Genomic DNA, 21,833 nt, shown 5'->3' on the forward strand with positions numbered 1-21,833 from the left:
AAGAGTGACTTTTTCTTTACATAAAAACCACTCTTCTGTTCAACGGGGGACAATCGAACCATTTTCGCAACAATTCCGTCATAAACCTGTAGGAAATTCCCAAACATCGTTGTATAATGGAAAAGGTTTTTTAAAAGAATTGGAGATTTTTTGAAACTTTTTTGTGTGCCACCTACGTATAGGTAGACAGAAAGATAAATAGAAAGGGAGAGATCTATGAGTGAACAACCGAAGAAAAAAGGCATGAACAAATGGCTTCTTATCACATTGATCGTTGTTGGCGTTGCGGCGCTCGGAGGTACAGGATACGCTGTATTGAAAGAGACGAATCCGATGGTGATGTATGTCGATGCTTTGAACAACACGATTAATGATCAGACGGAGCGCTTGTCTGAATACACAGAAGGCCAGACGGAACTGGCAGAGCGTCAATTGGAGGAAGCGTATAAATCTGAGGGGACATTGACGATGGATGCAAATGTCCAGGGCGATCAAATCCAGCAGATGCTTCCACAAGTCGCGATGGTGCAGGGCATTCTGTCTCAAGTACAAATCGATATGGACAGCAAATATAATCCGGAATCCAATGAGATTTACGGAGCGATGGACGTTCAAATGCAGGGCAACAGCCTTGCGAACGGGAATTTCTATCAAAATGAAGATACGTTTGCCGCTCAGGCTCCGTTCGTATATGACCAGTATTTCGCGCTTGGCAATGAGCAGCTTGGAGCGGTGATGGAGAAATTCGGTCAGCCTTCTGAGGGCCTTGAGGAAGTGCCGAACTTCGTCGAGTATGCCCAGTCACAGCTTACTCAAGAAGAAGCGGAAGAAATGTTGAAGGACTACGCGATCGCTTTAGGAAAAGAAATGAAGCAGGAGCAGTTCTCTCTTTCTGAAGGAGAGTTCGAAGGGGAAACCTACGATAAAGTAACAATCGAAATCAGCGAAGAAGAAGCAAGACAGATGGTTGCGACGCTTCTTGAAAAAATCAAGAACGATGAGCGCATCCAACAGCAGCTGGAGCAGCAGGCTGCGATGCAAGGAAACGTTGAAGGTGTAGCCGGCGTTGAAGATATGCAGGCCGAGCTGGACAAAGCGATTGAGAACATCGACCAGCTGAAGATTCCTGGTGGCATTACAGGCGAAGCTTACTTGAAGGATGATCTTGTCGCGCACCAGACGTGGAGCATGGACTTCGCTCCAGAAGAAGAAGAGGCCGTGGCGTTTGAGATGGCCAATAGCTACATGAAGGAAAGTGACGACGTGTACACGTCCACATTCCAAGTGAATATCTCACCTGAAAGCAAAGAAGAAAGCATCACTGTTAATTACGAAGAAAAAGGCGAAGCGAAGGAAGATGCGCTTCATGTCGATTACACAATCGGTATGGCGGGTGACTTCGAGCAGGAGAGCTTCAACGCAGACCTTTTACTGAACACGGTATATCAGCAGAACAGCATGAACACGGACTTCGAGCTTCAGCTTGACGGCGAAACCTTCGCCCAGCAGCCTGTTCCATCCATTTCCGGATTCTTGAACACGGCTTCTGAGAAAGACGGCGACGATCAAGTGACGCAGACGACAGACTTCGGCTTGACGCTCGGTATGGATGACCCGAATATGGGCACGATCTCAGCGGATCTTGAGTTCAACTTCGAGAACGCGCTGACGTTCACGGATGACCTTGAATTCCCTGCATTAGCGGAAGACAACACGGTTCAGCTGATGGACGTATCAGAAGAAGAGATGAACAACATCGGAACAGAAATTCAAATGAACTTCCAACAGCACATCAGCTCGATGATGGGCGGCCTCGGTGGCCTTGGTGGATTCTAATCCGATGAACACAAAAGAAAGGAGGCGGGTCGTATGAATGGTTTCTCCTTATGGCGTTATGAGATGAGGGCAGCTGCCAAACGGCCTGCCCCTCTTTTTTTATCCATTATTCTTCCCCTCGTGATCCTCGGACTTGTATTCCTCGTGCTTCAAGGCTTTGTGGAGGAAGGCAGAGAGCCTGTTGAGGCAGCGGTCGTCGACGAGGACGATACGTTCCAGACGAACGCCCTCATCAATCAGCTGTCAGCAGAAGAACGGCTGAGCCAGGCGCTGAACCTCATTCCGATGGATGAAGAACAAGCGGAAGCGGCTTTTGAAAATGGCGAGCTCGCCGGTGTCATGACGATTCCGGAAGGCTTCACGGCAAGCTTGATGAACGGAGAGAATGACCCGATCGATGTGATGACAAGCGCGGACGATCCACTCGATGCGACGATGCTCGAAGTGCTCTTAGACAGCGGCGCCAACTACATATCCGCTTCACAAAGCGCCGTCAACACCGTCTACGACTTACATATTCGGGACCTCCCCCAAGACGAGCGCAGCAGCCGCCTGCAGGAGACGATCATCACCTACACCCTCTTCGCCCTCGACCGCGGCGACCTATTTTCTGAAGAAACCGTGACCACAGGCGCGAGCATCGGGTGGGAGAAGCACGCCTACCTCGCCGCCCTGATCACGTTCCTCTTCTTATTCCTCGTGATGTATCAAATGCTTGATGGAAAAAAAGCAGACGGATCGATGGTCATGCGGTGGAGAATGGTCGATGTGACCTTCGTGCATTGGACAGTGGTCAAGCAGCTCAAGTGGGGACTGATGACGTTGGCAGTGCTTGAGCTGCTCGTTTGGGTGGTCGGCCGGACCGACGCTGCCTTCACGTCATCGCTGACCCTTCATCTCAGCCTCCTCTTCACGGCGGTCTGGGTGTCGGCGTTTGCCGGCTTCCTGTATTCGATGCAGGTGCCGCCGGGACTCCGGTTCCTGTTCTTTTTCGTCGTGACGATTGTCGGACTGCTTAGTGCGGGAGCGTGGGTTCCGAGCCTTTATCTGCCGGAATGGCTGTCGGTTGAGTGGAGTCCGTATCAGCTCACGTACGACGGTTTGCGTGCGGGGATGCTGGATGAGGACGAGCGGGGACACCTATTTGGACTTGCGCTTTGGGGCGTGGGTCTTACCAGCTTGTCGATTTTGATTGCGTTAGGGAAGGAGAAACGGGATGCTTACATATCTATTCTTACATCTGAATAAATGGAAGAAGCGCCCGTTCTTGTACGTCCTGCTGTTTACGTTTCCGCTGCTTGCGACCGTGATTCTCTATCCTTTGTTGAAGAACACGGCGGACGAAACCGCGGTTCCGGTCGCCATCGTCGATCAGGACGACAGCGGCTACTCTGAAACGATCCTCGAGCGTATCGGGAACAGTGAGCGGATTCGTTTTACGGTGATGGATGAATCAGAAGCAGAGGAAGCGGTGAGAAAAGGGAGCATGGAAGCGGCGTTTGTGCTGGAAGATGGTCTTGAGTCTGCGCTGAATGAGGGTGATGTGGACGACGTGATCACGTGGATCCGGGCTGACGAATCGCTGTTTGATGTGTATGCGAAGGAAGCGGTCGGCGCTGAAGTGATGCGCCTTGCGATGAGTGCGAGGGCCGGTCTCAGGGTCGAACAGGAGGGTGGCTCGTTCGAGGAGGCATTTGATTATTCCGAACAGTACTGGGAGCCGGAGCCGCTCTTTCAAATGAGCTTTTCTGAGCGTTCGCCTGAGAATCAGGCCGTGGAAGCACCGAAGCTCGAGTCGTGGCAGGTGCTGATCATGCAAGTGTTCTTCCTCTATGGATGGGTGCTCGCGATCTTCTTCCTTCGGGCGGTGCAGGACGATGAGCGGGAAGGACGATTGCAGCGAATCGAGCTCGTCCAGCAGACGAAGGTCAACTACTTCATCAGTCACTTCCTCCTCTTCGGGATCGTCGGGGCAGGCAGTTTTCTGCTCGGCACCTCTGGTTTATTTTACATAACGGGTACGGAACGTGAGCTTGTGCTTGCTTGGCTTGGCCGTGGTGTCGTTGTGATGGCGGTGACGTTGTTTGTGACGTGGTGTTTGTTTATGGGTGCGGGCCGGAAGCGCTGGGTGGTGCCGGTGTTGGTGCTTGTTGCGCTTGCGTCGTTCATGCTGACGGTATCGGATACGGGCTTTACGGGGCTGTGGCCGCACTGCCTGCTTGAGAAAGGGGGATGAAGATGATTGAGTTTGACCAGGTTTCGAAAAAATATAGGCGGAAAGAAGTGCTCGAGCCGTTCTCGCTGACGATTCGTGAGGGGAGCGCGGTCGGGATCGTCGGGCCGAACGGGGCTGGGAAGTCGACGTTCTTGAAGCTGGTCGCCTCTCTCGACAGGCCGACGAGTGGGAAGGTCTTGTTTGACGGGAAACCGTATGAAAAGGTCGTGCGACAGGTCCGTTCTGAAATCGGCTATGTGCCGCAGGATATTGCGTTGTATGAAGACTTGACCGTGAAAGAGCAGATTGCGTTTTGGCGGAGGCTTGAGAAGAACAAGGTGGATGAGGATTTCCTTGAGAAGATGGTCGGGATGCTCCGGCTTGATGAGGTGTACGACCAGCGCATCGATCGGCTTTCGGGCGGCTGGAAGCGGAAGGTGAACCTGTGCATCGGGTTGATGCGGAATCCGAAGATCTGTCTGCTGGATGAACCGACCGCGGGGGTGGACCTGGCTGCGAAGGAGGATATCCTGGCGTGGCTGAAGCAGCTTCACAAGGAAGGGCGGACGCTCGTGTATATCAGTCATGACTGGTATGAGTTGAAGGCACTGAGTGATGAGTTTTTGTTGTTTGCGGAGAAGAAGCCGATTTTCCAAGGTTCGCAAGGGGAATGGCTGGAGAAGCGGGAAGAGCTGCTTGGGCGTTATGAAGATGACCGGGAGTTGAGACGGATTCTGGAGTTTTCGTAACGTGTGGGTGCTCTTTGGTGAAATTGGTACAGAACCTCCATCGTGTGGGGTTCTTTTTTTGATAATTAATGGTAATTTTTTGAAACGATAATACGAGTGGACTCGTAGAAGAGGGAGGGGAATGATTTTAAAGGATGGAGGAGGGGAGTTATGAGCGGTGGCATCATCATTACGTTGATTCTTTTGGTTGGAGGTCTTTTTGCTTGTCTCGGGTTTTTTATGATCTACAAGTTTTATCAAAAGTCATGACTATGGACGATGTCGGCTCTTGAATAATGGACGGTGACGGCTTCGCGAAGTGTTCTTTGTGAAATCCGTCACCGTCCATTTCAATATTCCTCGTACGAGTACTGCTGGGCGACGGAGAAGTATTGAAACCAGAAGCGGAATTCATCGAAGAACACATCTGGTGACAACTCCATATGATCGAAGAAGTCCTCAAGCAAGCTTTCGTCCACCTCATCAAGCAGGCCCGTCACGTACAGTGGGGTACGGAACCTTTCGAACATGTCACCGAATCCATAGGTCTCAAACACGTCTTGCAATTGCTGTTCTGTCATCGTGCACACACTCCTTTGTTATAGGGTGGCAGGATGGGGTGGAAGATATTCCTTTTTCTAACAAAATGATTAAAAAAGACTTCCTGGTTGAGGAAGTCTTTTAGGCTTGGAAAAGGAAATAAGAAATGACGAGATACATCACAATCATCATCAGCGAAGGCAGCATGTACCGCCATTGACCAGACGAGCGGTGGTGAAGGTGGACCCGTCTCAGCAGGAGGTAAATGACGAACAGGGTCATCGAAACGCCGAGCAGTACAATGTAGAGATGATTTTCCTGGATCGATTCTAAGATCGGTCCTTTTCGGTATAGGATATCGGTTAGAACGAGCAGGTTGATGTTGAATAGGTTGCTGCCTAGAATCGAGCCGATCGCCATGTTGTAGTTGGCGAGCTTGAATGCGGCAAGGACGGTCACAAGCTCGGGGAGGGAGGTGGATACGGCGATCAAGAATCCTCCGATGAAGCTTGAGTCCAGTCCGGATACTTCTGTGATGCGGTCCCCTGCGAGGGAAAGGATGCTTCCAGATAAAAAAACGACGATGGCAGCCACAGAGAATAGTGTAACGGCACCGCCGAGGCTCATGTCTTTGGCGGGAAGCTCCTCCTCTTCCTGTTCACGGTTCGTCATGTACCGGATGTAGACGATATACAGCATGACGATGATGAACATCTCGATTCCGATGCCTGAGAAGGGAATGGAAACCGGAGACAACAGGGCAAGCAGAATAATCAAAAGAAAGCAGAGTCCGACCAATGCTGGCGGGATGCTTTCTTTTGGATTGATGCGCTGGTAGAAGCGGTGTTTCCGGTACACGACGTCGACCATCGCGAGAATCAGCAGGTTGAATACATTGCTGCCGAGCATGTTGCCAACGGCAAGGTCCGGGTTATCGATATAGATGGCGGTCAGGCTTGTTGTCAGCTCGGGTAGGGACGTGGCGCCGGCAATGAGGAACGTGCCGACGACGGCATCGCTGAGCGAAGACTTGCGGCTGATGACATCGCCCGCCTGACTGAGAAAAACGGCTGCCGAGACGACAAGTGCTGCGGCCAGGAAGAAGATGATGTAGATCATATAGGGGCCCCTCTCTATGCTTGTGAGTTCTCATTGGTTTTCTGGTTCATTCCAATGTATGCTTGTCTACCCACCAGCATGAGGGAACCACATAAAAAAGAAGCGCGGGGACGGATCTACTGCTTCTTCATTTGGAAGCATCAGATCCGTCCCCGCGCTTCAGCGAGGTTAGTAGTATGGCGAAATCATCAAGTACACGAGCACACCCGTCAAGCTGACATAGAGCCAGAGCGGCATTGTCCAGCGGGCAATTTTACGGTGCTTCTCGACTTTCATCGTAATCCCGCGTGCAAAGGTTAACAGCGCAAGGGGTACAATGACGGCAGCGAGCACGATGTGTGTGATGAGAATGAAGTAGTAGATCGTCTGCATGATGCCGTCTCCACCGTACGACGTCGAGGACGCCATCGAGTGGTAGGTCAAGTAGGATACGAGAAATAAGGCCGTTGTGGTGAAAGCCGCATAGATGAAGCGCTTATGCCACGTAATGTTTTTTTTCAAAATCATATACAAAGCCGCTAATAGGAACACGAACGTAAAGGAATTGAGTACGGCGTTCAACAGCGGTAGGATCGTTACATCGAAACCGGTCTGAGGTTCGAATTTAGGTATGAACAAAAGGGCGACGACGATGGCGTTGATCGCAATCGATAAGCCGACAACCCAGGGTACGTAGTTGAATTCTTTCTTCGTTGTCACAGTCATCCTCCATCTCTATGAAGTTATTCCTTCTTAGTATAGTAAATTTGACCGTGGAATTCATCTTTAGAGCTGTGACAGATTTCGTAACAATGTGCCACAAGGCAGCATCTGTTGTAAACTAGAGGAAGAAAATAGATGCGGAGGGAAGACGGAAGTGAAGCTGACAATTGAGATAAGCAAGCCCTTCTATGCTCAGATGAAAACTGTACGGGACGCGATTCCACGTTCATTGTGGAACCGCGTTCGCGGGGAGGTTCATCTGAAAAGCGGGGGGCAATGTGAGCTATGTGGGACGAGCGGGGAAGAGAAGCTCCACGCGCATGAGGTGTGGGCGTATGATGAAGAGAATTTCCTCTTGATTTTGACCGAAATTCAGTCACTGTGTAAAGCCTGCCATGACCTGAAGCACTTCCATCATGCCGTTCTTAGAATCAAGGACAGGAAACGGAAAGAGCGGGTCATGAAGAAGTTGAAGAAGCATTTTATGACTGTGAATGACTGCACGGAAAAAGAGTTCATCAGGCATTACCGGAATCAGCTGGCGAAAAGCGGCCTCGATCCAGCGGAAAGGTCGCTTGAGGATTTGGTGGACCGGAGAGAGCAGTTGGAGAGGGAAGAATTTTTGATGGAGCAGGATTGGCGGTTTGTGATTGGGGAAGGGATTCCTTTTGCGGAAGAGATCAAGTTGAATTTGAATGGAAAAGGTTTGCTTTCCTTGTGAAGCCATTCGTATTTAAGTAAGCAGGGTTCTCTTTAAGATTACAAATCACGTTGTCTACTGTTGTTCTATTAGGTCTTATGGGACTAGCAATGGCTGAGTGTTCATATGGGATATTATGGTAATTTGTGTAGAGTTGCGGTCATGATCATTTGGTACAAGCTTGAAGGAAATCGTACAGAGAAATCGATAGAGTGTGGTGCGAGCGGAAATCCTGTGTCAGGGTTTCCGCTTTTCTGTTGGAGAGAGCAAAATATGTTATCTTTGTTGTATATATTTCCATTCCATCGAAGGAGGACTCGGGTGCATAAAATCTACTTATCTATCATCGCACTGCTGGTTTTACTTGTCGCATTTCTATGGACGTCACCAGAGGACACCCCACCTGTTGAAGAGGAGGAGACTGCTTCTGGTGAAGTCGATCCGCTTACCTTTTATGACGATTATTTTTCGGGAATCAAGCCAAAAGAAGGACTATTTGCGAACCGGAAGTCGGCGGCGATTGATCTCGATTTAGTTCCGTCTGAAGAAAAGAAGTCCTATGCTGCCGCGCTTTTGTTAGAGGCTAGAGTTTCGATGAACGCAGAACGAGAAATCGTATTTCCTACCCAAGATCAACTCGCATCTTTATTTTCTCCGACGGACCTTCAACTGCAAAAGCTTCAAGAAGATGAAAACTCCGAGCTCGCTGAAAAAATTGCTCAAAGCTACATTCAGGTGAGGCAGGCCGGTAAGCTGGTGGAGGACGACCGGCTCCGTGAGCATCTGTACGCTCTCTCCAAGCAGTTCTCAGAAATCGAGCCTTATCGAAAAGAAAACCTTTATGATTTCAGTGTTGCTTTCTATGAATATAGGGATGCCGTGGAGCAGCTTGTGCTTATAACGGATTCTTTTGATGAGGGAAAAAGTGAAACGGACTGGTGATGAAATGCGTATGTAAGGAAATGGGTTTTCCTGTTTCTGGGTTGTGGGAGTTTAATCGACGTTCTGAGCTCTGGAGTCGGTTGAAAGGTCGAATATATTGATATAATCGACGTTTTGAGAGGTTGAGAAGTTCGAAACGTCGATAATATGGTTTTTATCGACGTTCTGAGCTCTAGAGTCGTGTGAAAGGTCGTATATATTCATATAATCGACGTTTTGAGAGATTAAGAGGGAAGAAACGTCGATGATCTAGTTTTTATCTACATGATGAGTCCAGTAGGTGAAGAAAAGGTCGATAAAAAGGAGGAAGGTTTGTGCTGTACACGATTCATCCGAAGCGGCTGTATTTGGTGGCTTCGATCTTAGGTCCATTTCTTTTCATTACCTTTGGATGGGGCGAGGCTTCACTGGCTTTGCAAGTGGCCGTCATCGCTGGCGTCTTGATCGGGACGGTGATGATTTCGCTGGTTCGCTTTTCCTGCGAGATCCAGGCGCATTCGCTCTATTATCGTATCTCTTTTTTGAAAAAGACGTTATTTGAAAAAGAGATCAAAGCTGAGGACATCTCCAGTATCAAATTTTTCCGATCAGGGATGAATGAGAAAGCGGCTACGGTTTATCGGGAAGGAGGCAGAAAGGTCCGCTTTGTGGTGTTCAAAGTGCATCATGCCTATGACCTGCTTGAGGCTTTTGGTGATGTAAATGATGTGAAAATGATGAAAACGAAGAACTATATTATGCTGCAACGTGCCGGGTAAACGTGAAAGGAAGGATAGCGTGAGTGGAAGTTGTGGATGTTTTGCCGTCGTTCTGAATGAGAAGGGGCAGGTCCTGCTTGTGAAACGAAAAGACTATCCTGTCTGGGATCTGCCGGGTGGAACATGGGAAGAAGGAGAGTCATTGGAAGAGTGTGCGATTCGGGAAACGGAGGAAGAGACAGGGTACCTCATTTCCATTTTGCATAAAACGGGTGAATATAATCTTCCTCAAGACGATGACCGGCAGCACGTTTTCAAAGCCGGAATTGTCGGGGGACAAGCAATCTCAGATGGACCGGAAACGGAAAAAGTGGAATGGTTCTCACCTGACAGGCTTCCTATTCTTATGATTCCTCATCGTAAGAAACAGATTAAAGACGCTTTAGAGGGTGGGTTTGTAAAGGAGACGCTCGAGGTGTCTCCGTGGAAGCTCTCCCTGTTAAAAATGCTGGTCAAAGGTTTTCGAAGAGTTTTATAAAAATGATGAGGTGATACTATGAGTACGAGATTTGCGATGCCGGTTGCGATACATATCTTTTTTGTGCAGGAAGATCAGATCCTTTTATTGAAAAGGTCGAATACCGGATATGAGGACGGAAAATACAGTGTGGTGGCGGGTCACTTGGATGGCGATGAAGAAGTCCGGGAAGCGGCTCAGCGCGAGGCGCGCGAAGAAGCGGGTGTGGAGATAGGGCTTGAGGACGTGGAGCTGACAAGTGTGATGCACCGGAAGTCTGAAGAAGAGCGGATTGACTATTTTGCCGTTGTAGAAAAATGGAGCGGAGCTATACAAAACATGGAGCCGCATAAATGTTCAGAGCTGAGCTGGCATGCGTTGGATGCTCTGCCGGATCCGATGATCGGTTATGTGAAAGAGGCGATTGGTTCGTATAGGAGGGGCGAGCGTTTTCTGAGTTATGGATTCTAGTATGTGAACGGTGGTTTTTAACTTTCAGGGTGCGATTCATTTGTTCTTCCTCTCTAATCATAGCGGCACCTCCATTTATTTCACGAATCGAAATATTTCAGTTATTATACATAATATACCATACTTCCGATAGAAGAATAGAAAGCAGAATATCCAATCTGGGGGAGAAAGAAGAGGTGCCGTTGTGAAAGAGAAAATAGAGAAATGGCAAATGGATGTGAAAGAAAAATTCGGATTGACTGATTATACGCTGGGTAGGTCTCATTTTTTCAGAAGAATAACGACCGATCAGCTGACACAATTTACATATACGATGGAGTGGTTTCCGTCAGGGATTGAGCATATCGATGAGGACAATAATCCTGATGGTACGGCATCGATTGAGGTGGATGCCCATACAGGAGAGTTGCTCTCATTCATAGCTGTCGGTGGGGTGCTTTATGCAGATTCTATAAAGCTTCAAAATGAGCAGGAAGTGAGAAGCTGGGTGGAAAGAGAATTGGGCATATCGCTTTCCGCTACGGAACTTCGCAGAGGAGATGACGGAGAATACCGTTTTATGAACGTGGTAGATGGTATTTCGACGACCCCAGGGGCAGACATCAGGGTTCGTCTTGATTCGGAAGGAAGGCTCCTTTTCTTTTCACAGTTCGGACTTTTGACTACGCCTGAGCAGGTTGAAGAAGAGAGGTTTACCTTAAAGCTCGAGGACGTTAAGGAAATCGTCATGAAACAGCTTAAACAAATCGATTACCCCATTGTAGAAGAAAAACGCAACGTCTCTGTTTTTGCCATAGAAGAGATTTATATCACGAATGACGGCAAAATGACGATCCCATTCCCTTTGGAAAACTTGAAAGCGGGGATAGAGAAGGTGATGACTTATACACCGTCGCCTGGTGAACCGTTTGAGGGAACAGGGCTCAACCTTTCTGAAGAAGTGACGATGGAGCAGGCGGAAAAAAGAGAGTCGCACCCTGGACTGGAGCCGATTACGTCAGAACAAGCCGCCCAGGCAGAGGCAGCGGTATTACGTTTTCTTCGCACCGAGTATCCTGAGGACAGTGGGAAGTGGACGTTGAAAACACTGGAACGGGAGCACGGACATTTGATGGCTCTTCTGAAACAGAACAGCGAGGGGACTGGTTTGTTCGAAGGAAAGCTGAAGGTGATGCTCTCCGAGGACGGGGAGGATGTGCTCAACTACTTAGATTCAGCTGTTTTTCAGGAAATAACGAAAGAATTTACTCCTGCCCTCGAGCCGCAATACACGAAAGAGCAGGCCTTCGACCGACTGAAAGACCACTTCGAGCTGCTGCCGAGGTATGTGCTGGATCAGAAGACGGGGATTTATAAGCTGTGTGCGCTGTTGGACTGTAAGCTCTGTGTGGATGCTCATACAGGAGAAGTGATTTCGCTCTAGCTAGTATGAGAGGTGAGACAAGAGGGACGGTTCTCGTGTTTCATAGTGATTGGAACGACAGGGACGTATCTTGTCCAATATAAAAATGAAGCACGCGATCCCGTTCAAGGTTCGCGTGCTTCTTCTTTTTCATCAGCATCCCTTTTCTGATGTTTCAGTTCAACGAGCAGCTCTTCATTCAGTTCAATGAGTTTGTTGTTCTGATCGATCTGCTTCGATAGATAGAAGACCATGACCAGCAGTAAAATGATTATAAAAAAGATGATAGATAGGCTCCTTTCGATTTGAAATAGGGCTATGTATATGTCAAATCATAACATATTGGAACAAGAGAACCGTCCCCACCGTTTTTAAAAGGCGATTTCTTCGGCAAGGACCGTATCCGCAAACCACCTTAGTGCGTCGTTGTGATGCTGGATGATCTGCTTAGCCGTGAGATTGTGTGAATCCCATGTGCCGTGCGTATCGACAGCGAGCGTCACCTTGTAATCCATGCTGAAGGCTCTGCGGCAGGTCGTATCGACGCAGATTTCGGTCTGGATGCCGGTGAGGATAATGTGTTCTACGCCTTGTTTTTTCAATTCGTCATCCAGCGGCGTTTCGAAAAAGGCGTCGGGTGTGTGCTTCTCGATGATGGTGTCTTGATCGGTGGGCGCGATATCCGCGTGAATCTCCCAGTTTTCCGTGCCACGTTCCAACGGGGCCCCGGCTGGTGCGTTATGCTGGATATAGAAAATCGGGGTATTCGTGCTTCGTGCCCGGGTAATCAGGCTTTTCAGGTTCTCAAGAAGCTGTTCTCCGTTATGTACGGCTTCTTGGAACATGTAGTTCTGAACGTCGACAATCATCAGTGCTTTTTTCATAATACGCTCCTAAGTTCGAGCGGTTTTTTTCTCAAGTGTAGCTTGCTTCCAAACCTTTTATGGTGACCGTCCATTCCACTTCAGGGCAGTCAAAAAGCCCGCGAAAGGCGAATCCGTCCTCCGTTTTCTGCAGTTCGTGGTACAGCAGCCACTGTCCCACTTGGAGTGGTTGCGCAGCCTGCTGGGATTGGATGCCTAGAAACGAGAGCGTGATGGTATTTTTTTCTGAAAATCCAGACTCCATATTCAAAACCATGTGAAGGGCGTCCGTTTCGTAGTTAACCTCTTCAATGACCGCATCATGAAGACTGTCCGAGAATACGTCACGGGCTTTTTCGGATAAAAAGGGCAGCGCTTTCTCTGTCTGTTCCTCGGCCGCTTGGAGGACTTCGTTGAACTCGTTCTCTGCGTCTCTCTGAAACGAAAGGTAATCCTCCCTCACGGAATCTGGTAAACTCGGTTCGACGAGCGATCCTTCCTCAAGGTAGGGATGGAACCTCTCAGGCAGCGTTTGTTTGAGAAGAGGCTTTCCTTCCTTCAACTCATCCCGCAAGCTGTTTAAAGCATCGTCGTCCTCCTCTAAAAGTTCCTCCCACTCTTCACTTGATTCCGGTATCGGAAGCATCACTTTTATTAAAAAATCATCTTTGGCTTGTTGTGAGATATTCCACATCTTTGACCACCTCTACTGATATTGTACAATATTGGAAGGATGATGTAATTGTATAATAGAGTAATAGGCTGAGGTGAAACATGGACTTTCTTATCAGAAAAGGAGCTGCCGCTTTTTTTGTGACGTTGATCGGTAGTCTCATAGGAGCTTGGTTTGTGTACGATTTCGACGGTAATGTTTCTGGAGAATCCTTACTGACATGGACGTTCGGACTCTCCCTTTACATAGGTGCCGTTGTGTTCTTATACGGAACCCTCGCATCAGGACTCATCGAACTTCTCCACCACCGAGTGAGAACATTACCATCGCTGGTTTTCATCCTTATCCATGGCCTGTTCGGAGCACTCAGCGTGCTGGTAGTCGATTCATGGTCCTTCGGGTTGATCGCATTTCTGTTCGCTGTCGTCTATGCCGCTATTGACCGTTTGATCTTTTTGAGAAAAATGAAGCGGAAGATGGTCGCGGTAATCTGTGCGGTTCCACTCGTCCTTATTCTGGTCTCTGTTGCTGGACTGGAGCTGGCATCCCCACCTGAGCCAGCATTCGAAGCAGAAGATGCCGTGGAACGAGCCACGTCCGGTCAAGGCACGCGGACCGCAGACTTCCCTAATCATATCGGAACAGAAACTGGCGAAGAGGAGGGCTTGGTCTTTGAGCGGACGACATCGGTCGAAAAGCTCGGCGAAGAAACCTACCTCGTGACCTTTACCGAAGAATGGTCCGATGATTACGACAGTGGGAAGTAGTACCTCCGCTATGAAGTAGACCGTGACAGCACGACCTTCAAAGATGGCGGAGGGGTCGAGCCACCGATTTGATTTTGAGGAGGATTGGGACAGCCAGCTTTATGAGAGGAGCCGGTGAGTCTCAATAATTGAGAATCAGGACAGTCAGCCTAGTGGAGCGGAGTCAGCTTGTCCCAATAAGAGAGAATTGAGACAACGAACCTAGTGGAGCGGAGTCAGCTTGTCCCAATAAGAGAGAATTGAGACAACGAACCTAGTGGAGCGGAGTCAGCATGTCCCAATAAGAGAGAATCGGGACAGCCAGCTTAGTGAAGCGGAGCCAGCTTGTCTCAATAAGAAAGAATCGGGACAGCGAGCTTAGTGATGCGGAGCCAGCTTGTCTCAATAAAGAAAAATCGGGACAGGCCGCCCTGTGAAAGGAGAGCAGGAGTCCCAATAGAAGGGGAGGTGATGAATGTGAAACGATTTGAATATAAAGTCGAGGATATTCAGGTTTCCTTGAAGCAGAATCAAGTTCGGTTGGAAGACTTTGAAGAAAAGTTGAATGCTTTGGGCGAACAAGGCTGGGAGATGACGGGTGTGAACGGAACGCTGTTTTATTTCAAAAGAGAGCTAGAATAGGAGGAGTCTATGGAAGTTCTAAAAGATTTGATCTTCTTTTTCTCTGTATTTTCAGTCGTTGCTTTTTTACATAACGCATTAGACAAGGAAGGTAAGCTGTGGACGTGGACGGATGTCCGGTTCGCGCTTTTCACCTCCATTCTTTCAGTCGTGATTGTCTGGACACTGCGTCTGTTCAACATTCAAATCCTATAGGAAGGAGGGATCGGCCAATCGAATCTGTGATACCTATTGTTCTAGCAATCATTTTAGTCACCACTCTATCCATAGCGGCCGTCGTTGATTACAGGAGATTGACGGATAAGCAGAAAAAGAGACCACTCCATTTGATCATGGAGGCGCTGCTTCCTTTGGGGATTGTCTTCTATATTATAGGGGGTTCTATATTAGGCTTTGATCGATCGAGGGATATCGGACTCTGGATGTTCGTTATCGGGTGTGGTTATTTTCTGGTGACGAATAGAAACGGACTGCGGAAGAAAAGAACGTTTATGTGGGCGGGTCTCTTCGTGGTATGGCTGGTCGTTTATCTCGTTTAATTTTGAAAGGAGAATGATGATGGCAGAAGGTTTACTGCACCATGTTGAAATCTATGTATCTGATTTAGAAAAATCTTGTTCATTTTGGGAGTGGTTTCTGAAAGAGTTAGGCTATGAATCTTTTCAAAAGTGGGATCAGGGGCAGAGCTTCAAGCTTGGGGAAACGTATTTGGTTTTCGTCCAGGCGGAGGAGAAGTATTTGGATGTTCCTTACCACCGGTGCCGGCCGGGGCTGAACCATTTAGCTTTCCACGCGTCTTCAAGGGAACGGGTAGATGAACTCACCGAGATGCTTCGGGAAAAGGGCATCAACATTTTATATGAAGACCAGCATCCATTTGCGAGTGGTCCGGATTATTATGCGGTTTATTTTGAGGATCCGGACCGGATGAAGGTGGAGGTCGTGGCGCCTTAACTTTATACCTGAGTTCTGCCTGCGGGTGGAGCTCAGGTATATTTTTTTGAAACCGTTCGGCGGGTTCGATTGTCATTATATATAGAAAGGGTTGATGGAGGTGGTAGTTTGGACCAGCAGACGTTTAAAAAAGTGAAGAAGCGGGAGGAGTCCGCGTTCCTTTCGATGATGCAGGAGCATAAAGGGACGGTGTATTATACGGCGCTCACTTATTTTAAAAATGAGGACCTGGCGCGCGAAGCGGTTCAGGAAGTGACGTTTCGAGCCTATAAGAACGTACATAAAGTTAGAAAAATTTCAGCGATCAAGGCGTGGTTGACGCGGATCACAATCAATTACTGCCTGAACGAAATCAAGAAAAATAAGCGGTTCTCCCAAGATGAGCAAGTGCTTGAGGGGCTGTCTGAGTCGTTTGATCCTTCGGGGTCGCTTGTTTTATCTCAGGCGGTCCAGTCGTTGAGCAAGAAATATCAGACGATCGTCATCATGAAGTATCAGCAGGATTTGACGGTGACGGAGATTTCGGAAAGTCTCGGAATGCCAGTCGGCACGGTGAAGACCTATCTGAACCGCGCTTTGAAGGAACTAAGGGCTTACATGAAACGGGGAGGGGTGAATGCGCATGACTACAAAGCATGACGTAGAACAAGAATTGAAGCAGACCAGCAATCAGCCGCTGCCAAAAGGACTCGATCAGCAAATCCATCTCGGAATGGAGCGGGGAAAACGGCAGAGGAGGCGGTGGGATCTAGTGAAAAACAGCGGATTGTCTGCAGCCGCGCTTTTGATCCTGTTCGTTTTGTCCGTGAATTTCATCCCGAGCTTCGGTCCTGCCGCAAGCAACATTCCTGGAGTGAAGAAGCTTGTGGAGCTCGTTGAATATGACCCGGGCTTGAAGGACGCGGTGGACAATAAGTATGTGCAGGTGATTGATGAGAGTGATACGGAGAATGATGTGACGTTTACGATCGATCATTTGATTGCGGATCAGCGGAGGTTGATTTTATTTTATTCGGTAGAGGTTCAGGGAGATATTGAAGCTCTTGGGTTAGACGGTGTGACGCTGACGAACAGCGAGGGTGAAAAGTTGGAGGGGTACGGTCTTGGCAGCAGCCCACTCACATTAGAAAACGGGAAGGGTTCAGCAAGGTTGGACTTCACTTTCAATCAAGATCAGGAGTTCACGAATGAGATGACGCTTCGCTTTGCGCTGGAAGAGCATGTCAGAGAAGGTATTCTTAACGGAAAGAAACTGGATGATCCTTACGAGGTGACGTTCGCCATCGATCAAGATAAAATCCAAGCGAGTGAAGTATATGAGATCAAACAGTCAGCTGCGATCGAAGGGCAGGAGATTTATTTTGAAAAATTTATTTCCTATCCGACGAGTCAGGTGCTCTACCTGGAGGTCAACGAGGACAATACGAAAGAGATTTTTCATATGGATTCTATTCGGTTGGAGAACGAGCATGGAGAAGAAGTCGGAACTTATTCGAGATCCATTAGTGATGGAAATAAAAGAACCATCAGCTTTACGAGTGATTATTTCAAGGATAATGAGAAATTGTATATTGTTGCGGAGAAATTGATGGCATTAGACAAGGGGAATACGACGGTCAAAGTAGATCTGGACAATGAGAAGCTGTTGGAAGCACCGGATGATCGGCTTTCATTACGCGATATCCAGACTGAATCCATCGGGGATGGTGAAAAGGGTGCTGTCGCATTGAACTTTGGTGTGGATACGAGCGGAATGGAGCAGGAGGTGTTTTACGTATTGAGCGGTGAGTATCAGGATGCGACTGGGGAGACATTCTTTAGCGGAAGTCAGGCAGCATCGGCGGGCTCAGAAAACACAGAGTCTGTTTATCAGTTTTACTTGGATGACAATACGTATGAATCGCCATTGACGTTCCAAGTGAGTCAGTATCCAAGCTACATTGAAGGGGATATCAAAGTTCGAGTGAAATAATAAAAGAACCACGATGAAACAAGCGCCTGACCGCAGAGGTCAGGCGCTTGTTTGTATTCTTCTACAGCTCCTTCTTAAACGCCTTCACAATAATCCCGTCATTGGCGGGTTCGAAATCGTGTTCGGGCTGGCGTTTGAAGCCGTGCTTTTCGTAAAGCGCCATTGCTTGCTCCATAAATTCGCCTGTGTGAAGGCCGATGGCATCGTAGCCTTGGGCTTTGGCGCGGTCGATGCAGGTTTGGACCAGCGCTTGGCCGACGCCTTTGCCGCGGGCTTCACTGCTTACGGCGAGCACGCGGAGTTCCGGGTAGGCGACGGCGTCGACGTAGCCTTCGTAGGCATCCGTTTTGGCGGGGAAAAGGGCGACGCTTCCTACGATGTTTCCGTCAAGCTCTGCGACGTACAGCTCGACGCCGGGCTGCTGGTCGGCTTCTGATGAAATGGCTTTTTTCAACGCCTGCCAGTGCTCATCCGGAAGGGAAGCGGCGTGGTCGCTGTAGGCTTCCACGCGCTGCTTTCGGATGAAAGGAAGTTCTTCCTGGGTGGCTTCTCGAATCTGCATCTGTTTTCCTCTCCTTATCTGCGAAACTTATCGGTGCTTGAGCTCAGACGTTCACGGTCGTGAGATTCTTCCCACGGCGCAAGGTCTGGACCTTTTGGCAAAATATTCGTCTCTGCTTTATCCGGGTTGATCGTGATCGACACGTGGTAGTGACGCTTGATCGAATCAAAGTCCGTCGTGTCACCGAATCCTTCTGTCTGATAGAGGTCGCGGGCATAGCCCCATAGGTTCGGCATTTCGCGGATCAGGTTGCGGTTCGTGTTGAAGCCGTTGTAGTAAGCGGCGTCGAACCTCGCAAGCGTCGTGTACAGGCGGACGTCGGTGTCTGTGATGAAGTCACCGTGCATGAAACGCTGATTGGACAATCGCTCTTCCAGTTCATCGAGGCGGGCAAACAAGGTGTCAAACGCCGCTTCATAAGCTTCCTGAGAATGGGCGAATCCGCATTTGTATACGCCGTTGTTGATGTCGTGGAAAATGGCGTCGCTCCATTCGTCGATTTCCTCGCGGAGCTCTTCTGGATAGAGGTCGGGCGCATTGTCTTTATGGTGATCGGACCATTCCACTTCATAGTAGTTGGTCAGGTTGAAATAATCGTTGTTGACGGCTTTGTTGGTCGTCGTATCGACCATGACGGGTACCGTCGGGCGGCCGCTGTAATCGGGATCGGCTTTATAGTAGACTTCGCTGACGTACTGGATGCCGAGCTCGGGATCGAGATTCTTTTCATCTAATGAGAACTCCCAGTCGACGCGGTCGATGTTCGGACGCATCGGACTCGTCGACCCGAGGCTGATCGCATCTTCAAGGCCCAGTACCTTCCGCACGATGACGGCACGATGCGCCCACGGACAGGCGGGGGACCAGAGAAGTCGGTATCGTCCCGCTTCCACAGGCAGGTGCTCTTCTTTTTTTCCAAAAGGTGTTGTGAATCGGTTCGTCTGTCGCTTGAACGATCCGTCCTGGCTGATTTCTTTCGGTTTATCAGACAATTGAATACCCTCTTTTCAGCTTGGAATAATGTGGCTACCTTGTTTATCGCATGATATTATCTCGAAGTCAAACAAAATGATGGGGTGGATTCTTTGCGAAGCGGGCTGGTGTGTATTACACTTCGATTCAGAATCTATTTGTGAGGAGCGTGGCTTATGAAGGAGCAGAATCTGGTATGGTACGCGAGTTTTGGGTCGAATATCAATGTTGATCGTTTTCTATGTTATATCCGGGGCGGGAAGCCGGAGTTGTCCAATGATACGGAGCGGGGCTGTCGTGATGCGACGCTTCCGCGGAATGAGAAGCCGTTTGTGATGAATCACCAGCTTTATTTTGCCAAAGAAGCGGCGCGCTGGAACGGGGGAGGCGTCGGGTTTATTGCTGGTGAAGAGGATGACTCTTATGAAACGTACAGCAATATGTACTTGATCACGAGGGAGCAGTTCCTCGATGTGGTGGCGCAGGAGAACGGGCTCGATGAGTTCGAGATGGACTTTGAAGAGGTTATGGAAAAAGGATCGGAGAAAGTCCAGGAATCGTGGTATGGCAACATTCTCTATCTCGGCGATGAGGACGGTTATCCGGTCTTCACGTTCACGAGTCCTTATCCGATTGCGCCGGATGAAGTGAAGAAGCCGTCGGTCGAGTATTTGAGCACGATCATCGGTGGTTTGAAAAAAGGCGTCGGGCTGAGTGATGATGAGATTGTGGCGTACTTTATGGAAGTCCCCGGTGTGAAGGATGAGTTTTCCGAGGAAGCGTTACGAGCTGTGGTGGCGGACGTGTAAGCAGGGCCGTTGAGGCTCTGTTTTTTTGTGGGGGAATCTTCCTTATTGGAACGGGAGAACCGTCCCCAATGTTCCACTTTTTGAAACAGGAGAACCGTCCCCGATGTTCCACGCAAAAATTCAGAATTCCCGAACATTCGTCAAAGCCATTGACCCATTGGGCGTATGACTGATACGATTCTTCCTATAATTTATAACAGAAACACCTTGTATAAGCTCAGGAATAAGGCCTGAACGTATCTACCAGCTACCGGAAATAGCTAGTCTACAAGGGATTGTATGAAATTCATTTCTTTCTTTCCCTATGTGCAAGCACCGGTAGTCTGCCGGTGCTTTTTTGTATTCTAGGAGGCAGCAACATGAGAGAGTTCTTCAACTTCACAGAGCGTGAAACCAATTTTAGAAAAGAAACGCTTGCCGGCATTACGACGTTTCTTTCGATGGCCTATATATTAGTCGTCAACCCGATCATTTTAAGCCAGGCCGGTATCGATAAGGGAGCGCTCTTCACCGCAACGGCTCTATCGGCGATTGTCGGTTCGCTGTTGATCGGCCTGCTTGCGAACTTCCCTGTCGGCATAGCGCCGAGTATGGGACTGAACTCGTTCTTCACCTTCTCGGTTGTGATCGGAATGGGTATCGAATGGCAGATCGCGCTGACGGGTGTGTTCATTGCGGGAATCATCTTCGTTATATTGAGCCTGTTTAAGATCCGTGAAAAAATCATCAACGTCATACCGAAGGATCTGAAGCATGCGATCGCTGGAGGAATCGGCTTTTTCATTGCGTTTATCGGGCTTCAGAATGCCGGGTTCGTTGTGAAAAATGAAGAGACGTTCGTGTCGATTGGTAATTTGACTTCGCCAAATACCGCACTGGCAGCGTTCGGGTTTGTCCTTACTTTGATGATGCTGATCCGCGGTGTACGTGGAGGGATTTTTTACGGCATTGTGTTGACCAGTATTCTCGGAATGATCGTCGGCTTGGTCGATGTACCGAATTCCATTGTCGGACAGGTTCCGAGCCTTGAACCGACGTTCGGCGTCGTGTTCCAGCATCTTGGTGATATTTTCACTTGGGAGATTCTAGCTGTTATTTTCACCTTCTTATTTGTCGCATTCTTTGATACGGCAGGGGCTTTGATTGCTGTAGCGAGTCAGGCCGGGATTATGAAGGACAACAAAATTCCGAACGCCGGTCGTGCACTGCTTGCGGATTCATCTTCAGGCGTGCTTGGTGCGATCTTCGGAACGTCGACGACCGCTTCGTTCGTCGAGTCTTCAGCCGGCGTTGCTGTAGGAGGACGTACAGGATTTACGAGCGTCGTCATTTCCGCTTGTTTCTTTGTCGCCTTGTTCTTCTCACCGGTGCTCGGCGTCATCACACCGGCCGTGACGGCACCAGCGCTGATCATCGTCGGCGCTTTGATGGCGACGGAAGTGAAGGAAATCGACTGGAGCCGTTTCGAAATCGTCGTACCGGCTTTCGTCACCGTCATTATGATGCCGCTCACGTTCAGTGTCGCAACCGGAATTGCGCTTGGCTTCATCTTATATCCGTTTGCGATGATTGCGAAAAAAGAGTGGAAGCAGGTCCACCCGATCATGTACACACTCGGCGGTCTGTTTATGCTTTATTTCGTTCTTTTGTAATCTGAAGGCTGTTGGTCTTTGATTGGGACAGGGAGTGGCTTTGGAGTAGAGGTGATTGTCTCAATAAATCTTTAATGGGACAGTTGGCGCCTGGATGGTAGAGCTGCTAGTCCGAATA

At 48.9% G+C, this 21,833-nt stretch carries 27 protein-coding genes and 1 riboswitch; of the genes, 19 read left to right on the forward strand and 8 right to left on the reverse strand.

All coding sequences use genetic code 11. From position 1 onward, the window contains the following. Window positions 1-216 precede the first annotated feature (216 nt). The 4 genes from LCM20_RS08820 to LCM20_RS08835 are packed head-to-tail and all read left to right on the forward strand — an operon-like array spanning window position 217 to window position 4,800. Window positions 217-1,836 carry a DUF6583 family protein gene (locus tag LCM20_RS08820; RefSeq protein WP_225195084.1) on the forward strand — a complete coding sequence of 540 codons (1,620 nt, stop codon included), beginning with the start codon at window positions 217-219 and terminating at the stop codon, window positions 1,834-1,836. Window positions 1,837-1,869: 33 nt separating this feature from the next. Next, window positions 1,870-3,084 (forward strand): ABC transporter permease, encoded by a 1,215-nt coding sequence (locus LCM20_RS08825; RefSeq protein ID WP_225195085.1) that lies wholly within the window; start codon window positions 1,870-1,872, stop codon window positions 3,082-3,084. Beyond that, on the forward strand, window positions 3,053-4,072 hold the full coding sequence (locus tag LCM20_RS08830) for an ABC transporter permease (RefSeq protein WP_225195086.1): 1,020 nt from the start codon (window positions 3,053-3,055) through the stop codon (window positions 4,070-4,072). Before LCM20_RS08825 ends, LCM20_RS08830 begins: the two co-directional genes overlap by 32 nt. A gap of 2 nt (window positions 4,073-4,074) precedes the next feature. Further along, window positions 4,075-4,800: an ABC transporter ATP-binding protein gene (locus tag LCM20_RS08835; protein ID WP_225195087.1), complete on the forward strand. Its 726-nt coding sequence runs from the start codon at window positions 4,075-4,077 to the stop codon at window positions 4,798-4,800. 329 nt (window positions 4,801-5,129) lie between these two features. On the opposite strand, the gene LCM20_RS08840 is transcribed toward LCM20_RS08835, so the two are convergent. From LCM20_RS08840 to LCM20_RS08850, 3 genes are all read right to left on the reverse strand, one after another. Further along, complete coding sequence (locus LCM20_RS08840) at window positions 5,130-5,360, reverse strand: hypothetical protein (RefSeq protein WP_225195088.1); 231 nt, start codon at window positions 5,358-5,360, stop codon at window positions 5,130-5,132. A 100-nt stretch (window positions 5,361-5,460) separates the two neighbouring features. Then, window positions 5,461-6,438 carry a sodium:calcium antiporter gene (locus LCM20_RS08845; protein ID WP_225195089.1) on the reverse strand — a complete coding sequence of 326 codons (978 nt, stop codon included), beginning with the start codon at window positions 6,436-6,438 and terminating at the stop codon, window positions 5,461-5,463. A 168-nt stretch (window positions 6,439-6,606) separates the two neighbouring features. After that, window positions 6,607-7,143, reverse strand: coding sequence for a DUF420 domain-containing protein (locus LCM20_RS08850; RefSeq protein ID WP_225195090.1), 537 nt, complete (start codon window positions 7,141-7,143; stop codon window positions 6,607-6,609). 193 nt (window positions 7,144-7,336) lie between these two features. On the opposite strand from LCM20_RS08850, the gene LCM20_RS08855 reads away from it, so the two are divergent. The 6 genes from LCM20_RS08855 (at window position 7,337) to LCM20_RS08880 (ending at window position 11,891) form a co-directional block, all read left to right on the forward strand. After that, window positions 7,337-7,861, forward strand: a complete 525-nt coding sequence (locus tag LCM20_RS08855) for an HNH endonuclease (protein ID WP_225195091.1) — start codon at window positions 7,337-7,339, stop codon at window positions 7,859-7,861. A 300-nt stretch (window positions 7,862-8,161) separates the two neighbouring features. After that, on the forward strand, window positions 8,162-8,782 hold the full coding sequence (locus tag LCM20_RS08860; protein ID WP_225195092.1) for a hypothetical protein: 621 nt from the start codon (window positions 8,162-8,164) through the stop codon (window positions 8,780-8,782). A 314-nt stretch (window positions 8,783-9,096) separates the two neighbouring features. Further along, the gene (locus LCM20_RS08865) at window positions 9,097-9,540 is read left to right on the forward strand and encodes a hypothetical protein (RefSeq protein ID WP_225195093.1); all 444 of its coding nucleotides are present in this window, start codon (window positions 9,097-9,099) and stop codon (window positions 9,538-9,540) included. Between the two features lie 19 nt (window positions 9,541-9,559). Continuing rightward, a complete protein-coding gene (locus LCM20_RS08870) occupies window positions 9,560-10,018 on the forward strand; it encodes an NUDIX hydrolase (RefSeq protein WP_225195094.1) in 459 nt (152 codons plus the stop codon). An 18-nt stretch (window positions 10,019-10,036) separates the two neighbouring features. Then, window positions 10,037-10,468, forward strand: a complete 432-nt coding sequence (locus LCM20_RS08875) for an NUDIX hydrolase (RefSeq protein WP_225195095.1) — start codon at window positions 10,037-10,039, stop codon at window positions 10,466-10,468. 184 nt (window positions 10,469-10,652) lie between these two features. After that, a complete protein-coding gene (locus tag LCM20_RS08880; protein ID WP_225195096.1) occupies window positions 10,653-11,891 on the forward strand; it encodes a hypothetical protein in 1,239 nt (412 codons plus the stop codon). A 104-nt stretch (window positions 11,892-11,995) separates the two neighbouring features. On the opposite strand, the gene LCM20_RS20060 is transcribed toward LCM20_RS08880, so the two are convergent. The 3 genes from LCM20_RS20060 to LCM20_RS08890 all read right to left on the reverse strand — a co-directional run bounded on the left by LCM20_RS20060 (window position 11,996) and on the right by LCM20_RS08890 (window position 13,427). Beyond that, window positions 11,996-12,124, reverse strand: a complete 129-nt coding sequence (locus LCM20_RS20060; RefSeq protein WP_263622022.1) for a hypothetical protein — start codon at window positions 12,122-12,124, stop codon at window positions 11,996-11,998. Window positions 12,125-12,241: 117 nt separating this feature from the next. Next, window positions 12,242-12,754, reverse strand: coding sequence for a cysteine hydrolase family protein (locus LCM20_RS08885; RefSeq protein WP_225195097.1), 513 nt, complete (start codon window positions 12,752-12,754; stop codon window positions 12,242-12,244). Between the two features lie 31 nt (window positions 12,755-12,785). Continuing rightward, window positions 12,786-13,427, reverse strand: coding sequence for a DUF4085 family protein (locus LCM20_RS08890; protein ID WP_225195098.1), 642 nt, complete (start codon window positions 13,425-13,427; stop codon window positions 12,786-12,788). Window positions 13,428-13,507: 80 nt separating this feature from the next. Here LCM20_RS08890 and LCM20_RS08895 point away from each other — a divergent pair, with 80 nt between their 5' ends. The 7 genes from LCM20_RS08895 (at window position 13,508) to LCM20_RS08925 (ending at window position 17,720) form a co-directional block, all read left to right on the forward strand. Continuing rightward, window positions 13,508-14,173, forward strand: a complete 666-nt coding sequence (locus LCM20_RS08895; RefSeq protein WP_225195099.1) for a hypothetical protein — start codon at window positions 13,508-13,510, stop codon at window positions 14,171-14,173. Between the two features lie 456 nt (window positions 14,174-14,629). Then, window positions 14,630-14,794: a hypothetical protein gene (locus LCM20_RS08900; protein ID WP_225195323.1), complete on the forward strand. Its 165-nt coding sequence runs from the start codon at window positions 14,630-14,632 to the stop codon at window positions 14,792-14,794. 9 nt (window positions 14,795-14,803) lie between these two features. Further along, window positions 14,804-14,989, forward strand: a complete 186-nt coding sequence (locus LCM20_RS08905; RefSeq protein ID WP_225195100.1) for a hypothetical protein — start codon at window positions 14,804-14,806, stop codon at window positions 14,987-14,989. A gap of 26 nt (window positions 14,990-15,015) precedes the next feature. After that, the gene (locus LCM20_RS08910; RefSeq protein WP_225195101.1) at window positions 15,016-15,333 is read left to right on the forward strand and encodes a hypothetical protein; all 318 of its coding nucleotides are present in this window, start codon (window positions 15,016-15,018) and stop codon (window positions 15,331-15,333) included. A gap of 19 nt (window positions 15,334-15,352) precedes the next feature. Further along, the gene (locus LCM20_RS08915; protein WP_225195102.1) at window positions 15,353-15,748 is read left to right on the forward strand and encodes a VOC family protein; all 396 of its coding nucleotides are present in this window, start codon (window positions 15,353-15,355) and stop codon (window positions 15,746-15,748) included. Between the two features lie 108 nt (window positions 15,749-15,856). After that, a complete protein-coding gene (locus LCM20_RS08920) occupies window positions 15,857-16,387 on the forward strand; it encodes an RNA polymerase sigma factor (protein WP_225195103.1) in 531 nt (176 codons plus the stop codon). Then, window positions 16,371-17,720: a DUF4179 domain-containing protein gene (locus LCM20_RS08925; protein ID WP_225195104.1), complete on the forward strand. Its 1,350-nt coding sequence runs from the start codon at window positions 16,371-16,373 to the stop codon at window positions 17,718-17,720. The genes LCM20_RS08920 and LCM20_RS08925 overlap by 17 nt, the downstream gene beginning before the upstream one ends. A gap of 61 nt (window positions 17,721-17,781) precedes the next feature. On the opposite strand, the gene LCM20_RS08930 is transcribed toward LCM20_RS08925, so the two are convergent. Further along, on the reverse strand, window positions 17,782-18,282 hold the full coding sequence (locus tag LCM20_RS08930; RefSeq protein ID WP_225195105.1) for a GNAT family N-acetyltransferase: 501 nt from the start codon (window positions 18,280-18,282) through the stop codon (window positions 17,782-17,784). Window positions 18,283-18,296: 14 nt separating this feature from the next. Continuing rightward, the gene (locus tag LCM20_RS08935) at window positions 18,297-19,280 is read right to left on the reverse strand and encodes a glutathione S-transferase family protein (RefSeq protein WP_225195320.1); all 984 of its coding nucleotides are present in this window, start codon (window positions 19,278-19,280) and stop codon (window positions 18,297-18,299) included. A gap of 150 nt (window positions 19,281-19,430) precedes the next feature. Between LCM20_RS08935 and LCM20_RS08940 the strand changes: the two genes are divergently transcribed. Together LCM20_RS08940 and LCM20_RS08945 are read left to right on the forward strand one after the other, a co-directional pair. Then, the gene (locus LCM20_RS08940; protein ID WP_225195106.1) at window positions 19,431-20,063 is read left to right on the forward strand and encodes a hypothetical protein; all 633 of its coding nucleotides are present in this window, start codon (window positions 19,431-19,433) and stop codon (window positions 20,061-20,063) included. 187 nt (window positions 20,064-20,250) lie between these two features. Beyond that, window positions 20,251-20,351: riboswitch (purine riboswitch) on the forward strand. Window positions 20,352-20,422: 71 nt separating this feature from the next. Further along, the gene (locus LCM20_RS08945) at window positions 20,423-21,715 is read left to right on the forward strand and encodes an NCS2 family permease (RefSeq protein ID WP_225195107.1); all 1,293 of its coding nucleotides are present in this window, start codon (window positions 20,423-20,425) and stop codon (window positions 21,713-21,715) included. Window positions 21,716-21,833: the final 118 nt, after the last annotated feature.

This window comes from Halobacillus litoralis (genome assembly GCF_020171725.1).
GTDB lineage: Bacteria > Bacillota > Bacilli > Bacillales > Halobacillaceae > Halobacillus > Halobacillus litoralis_F.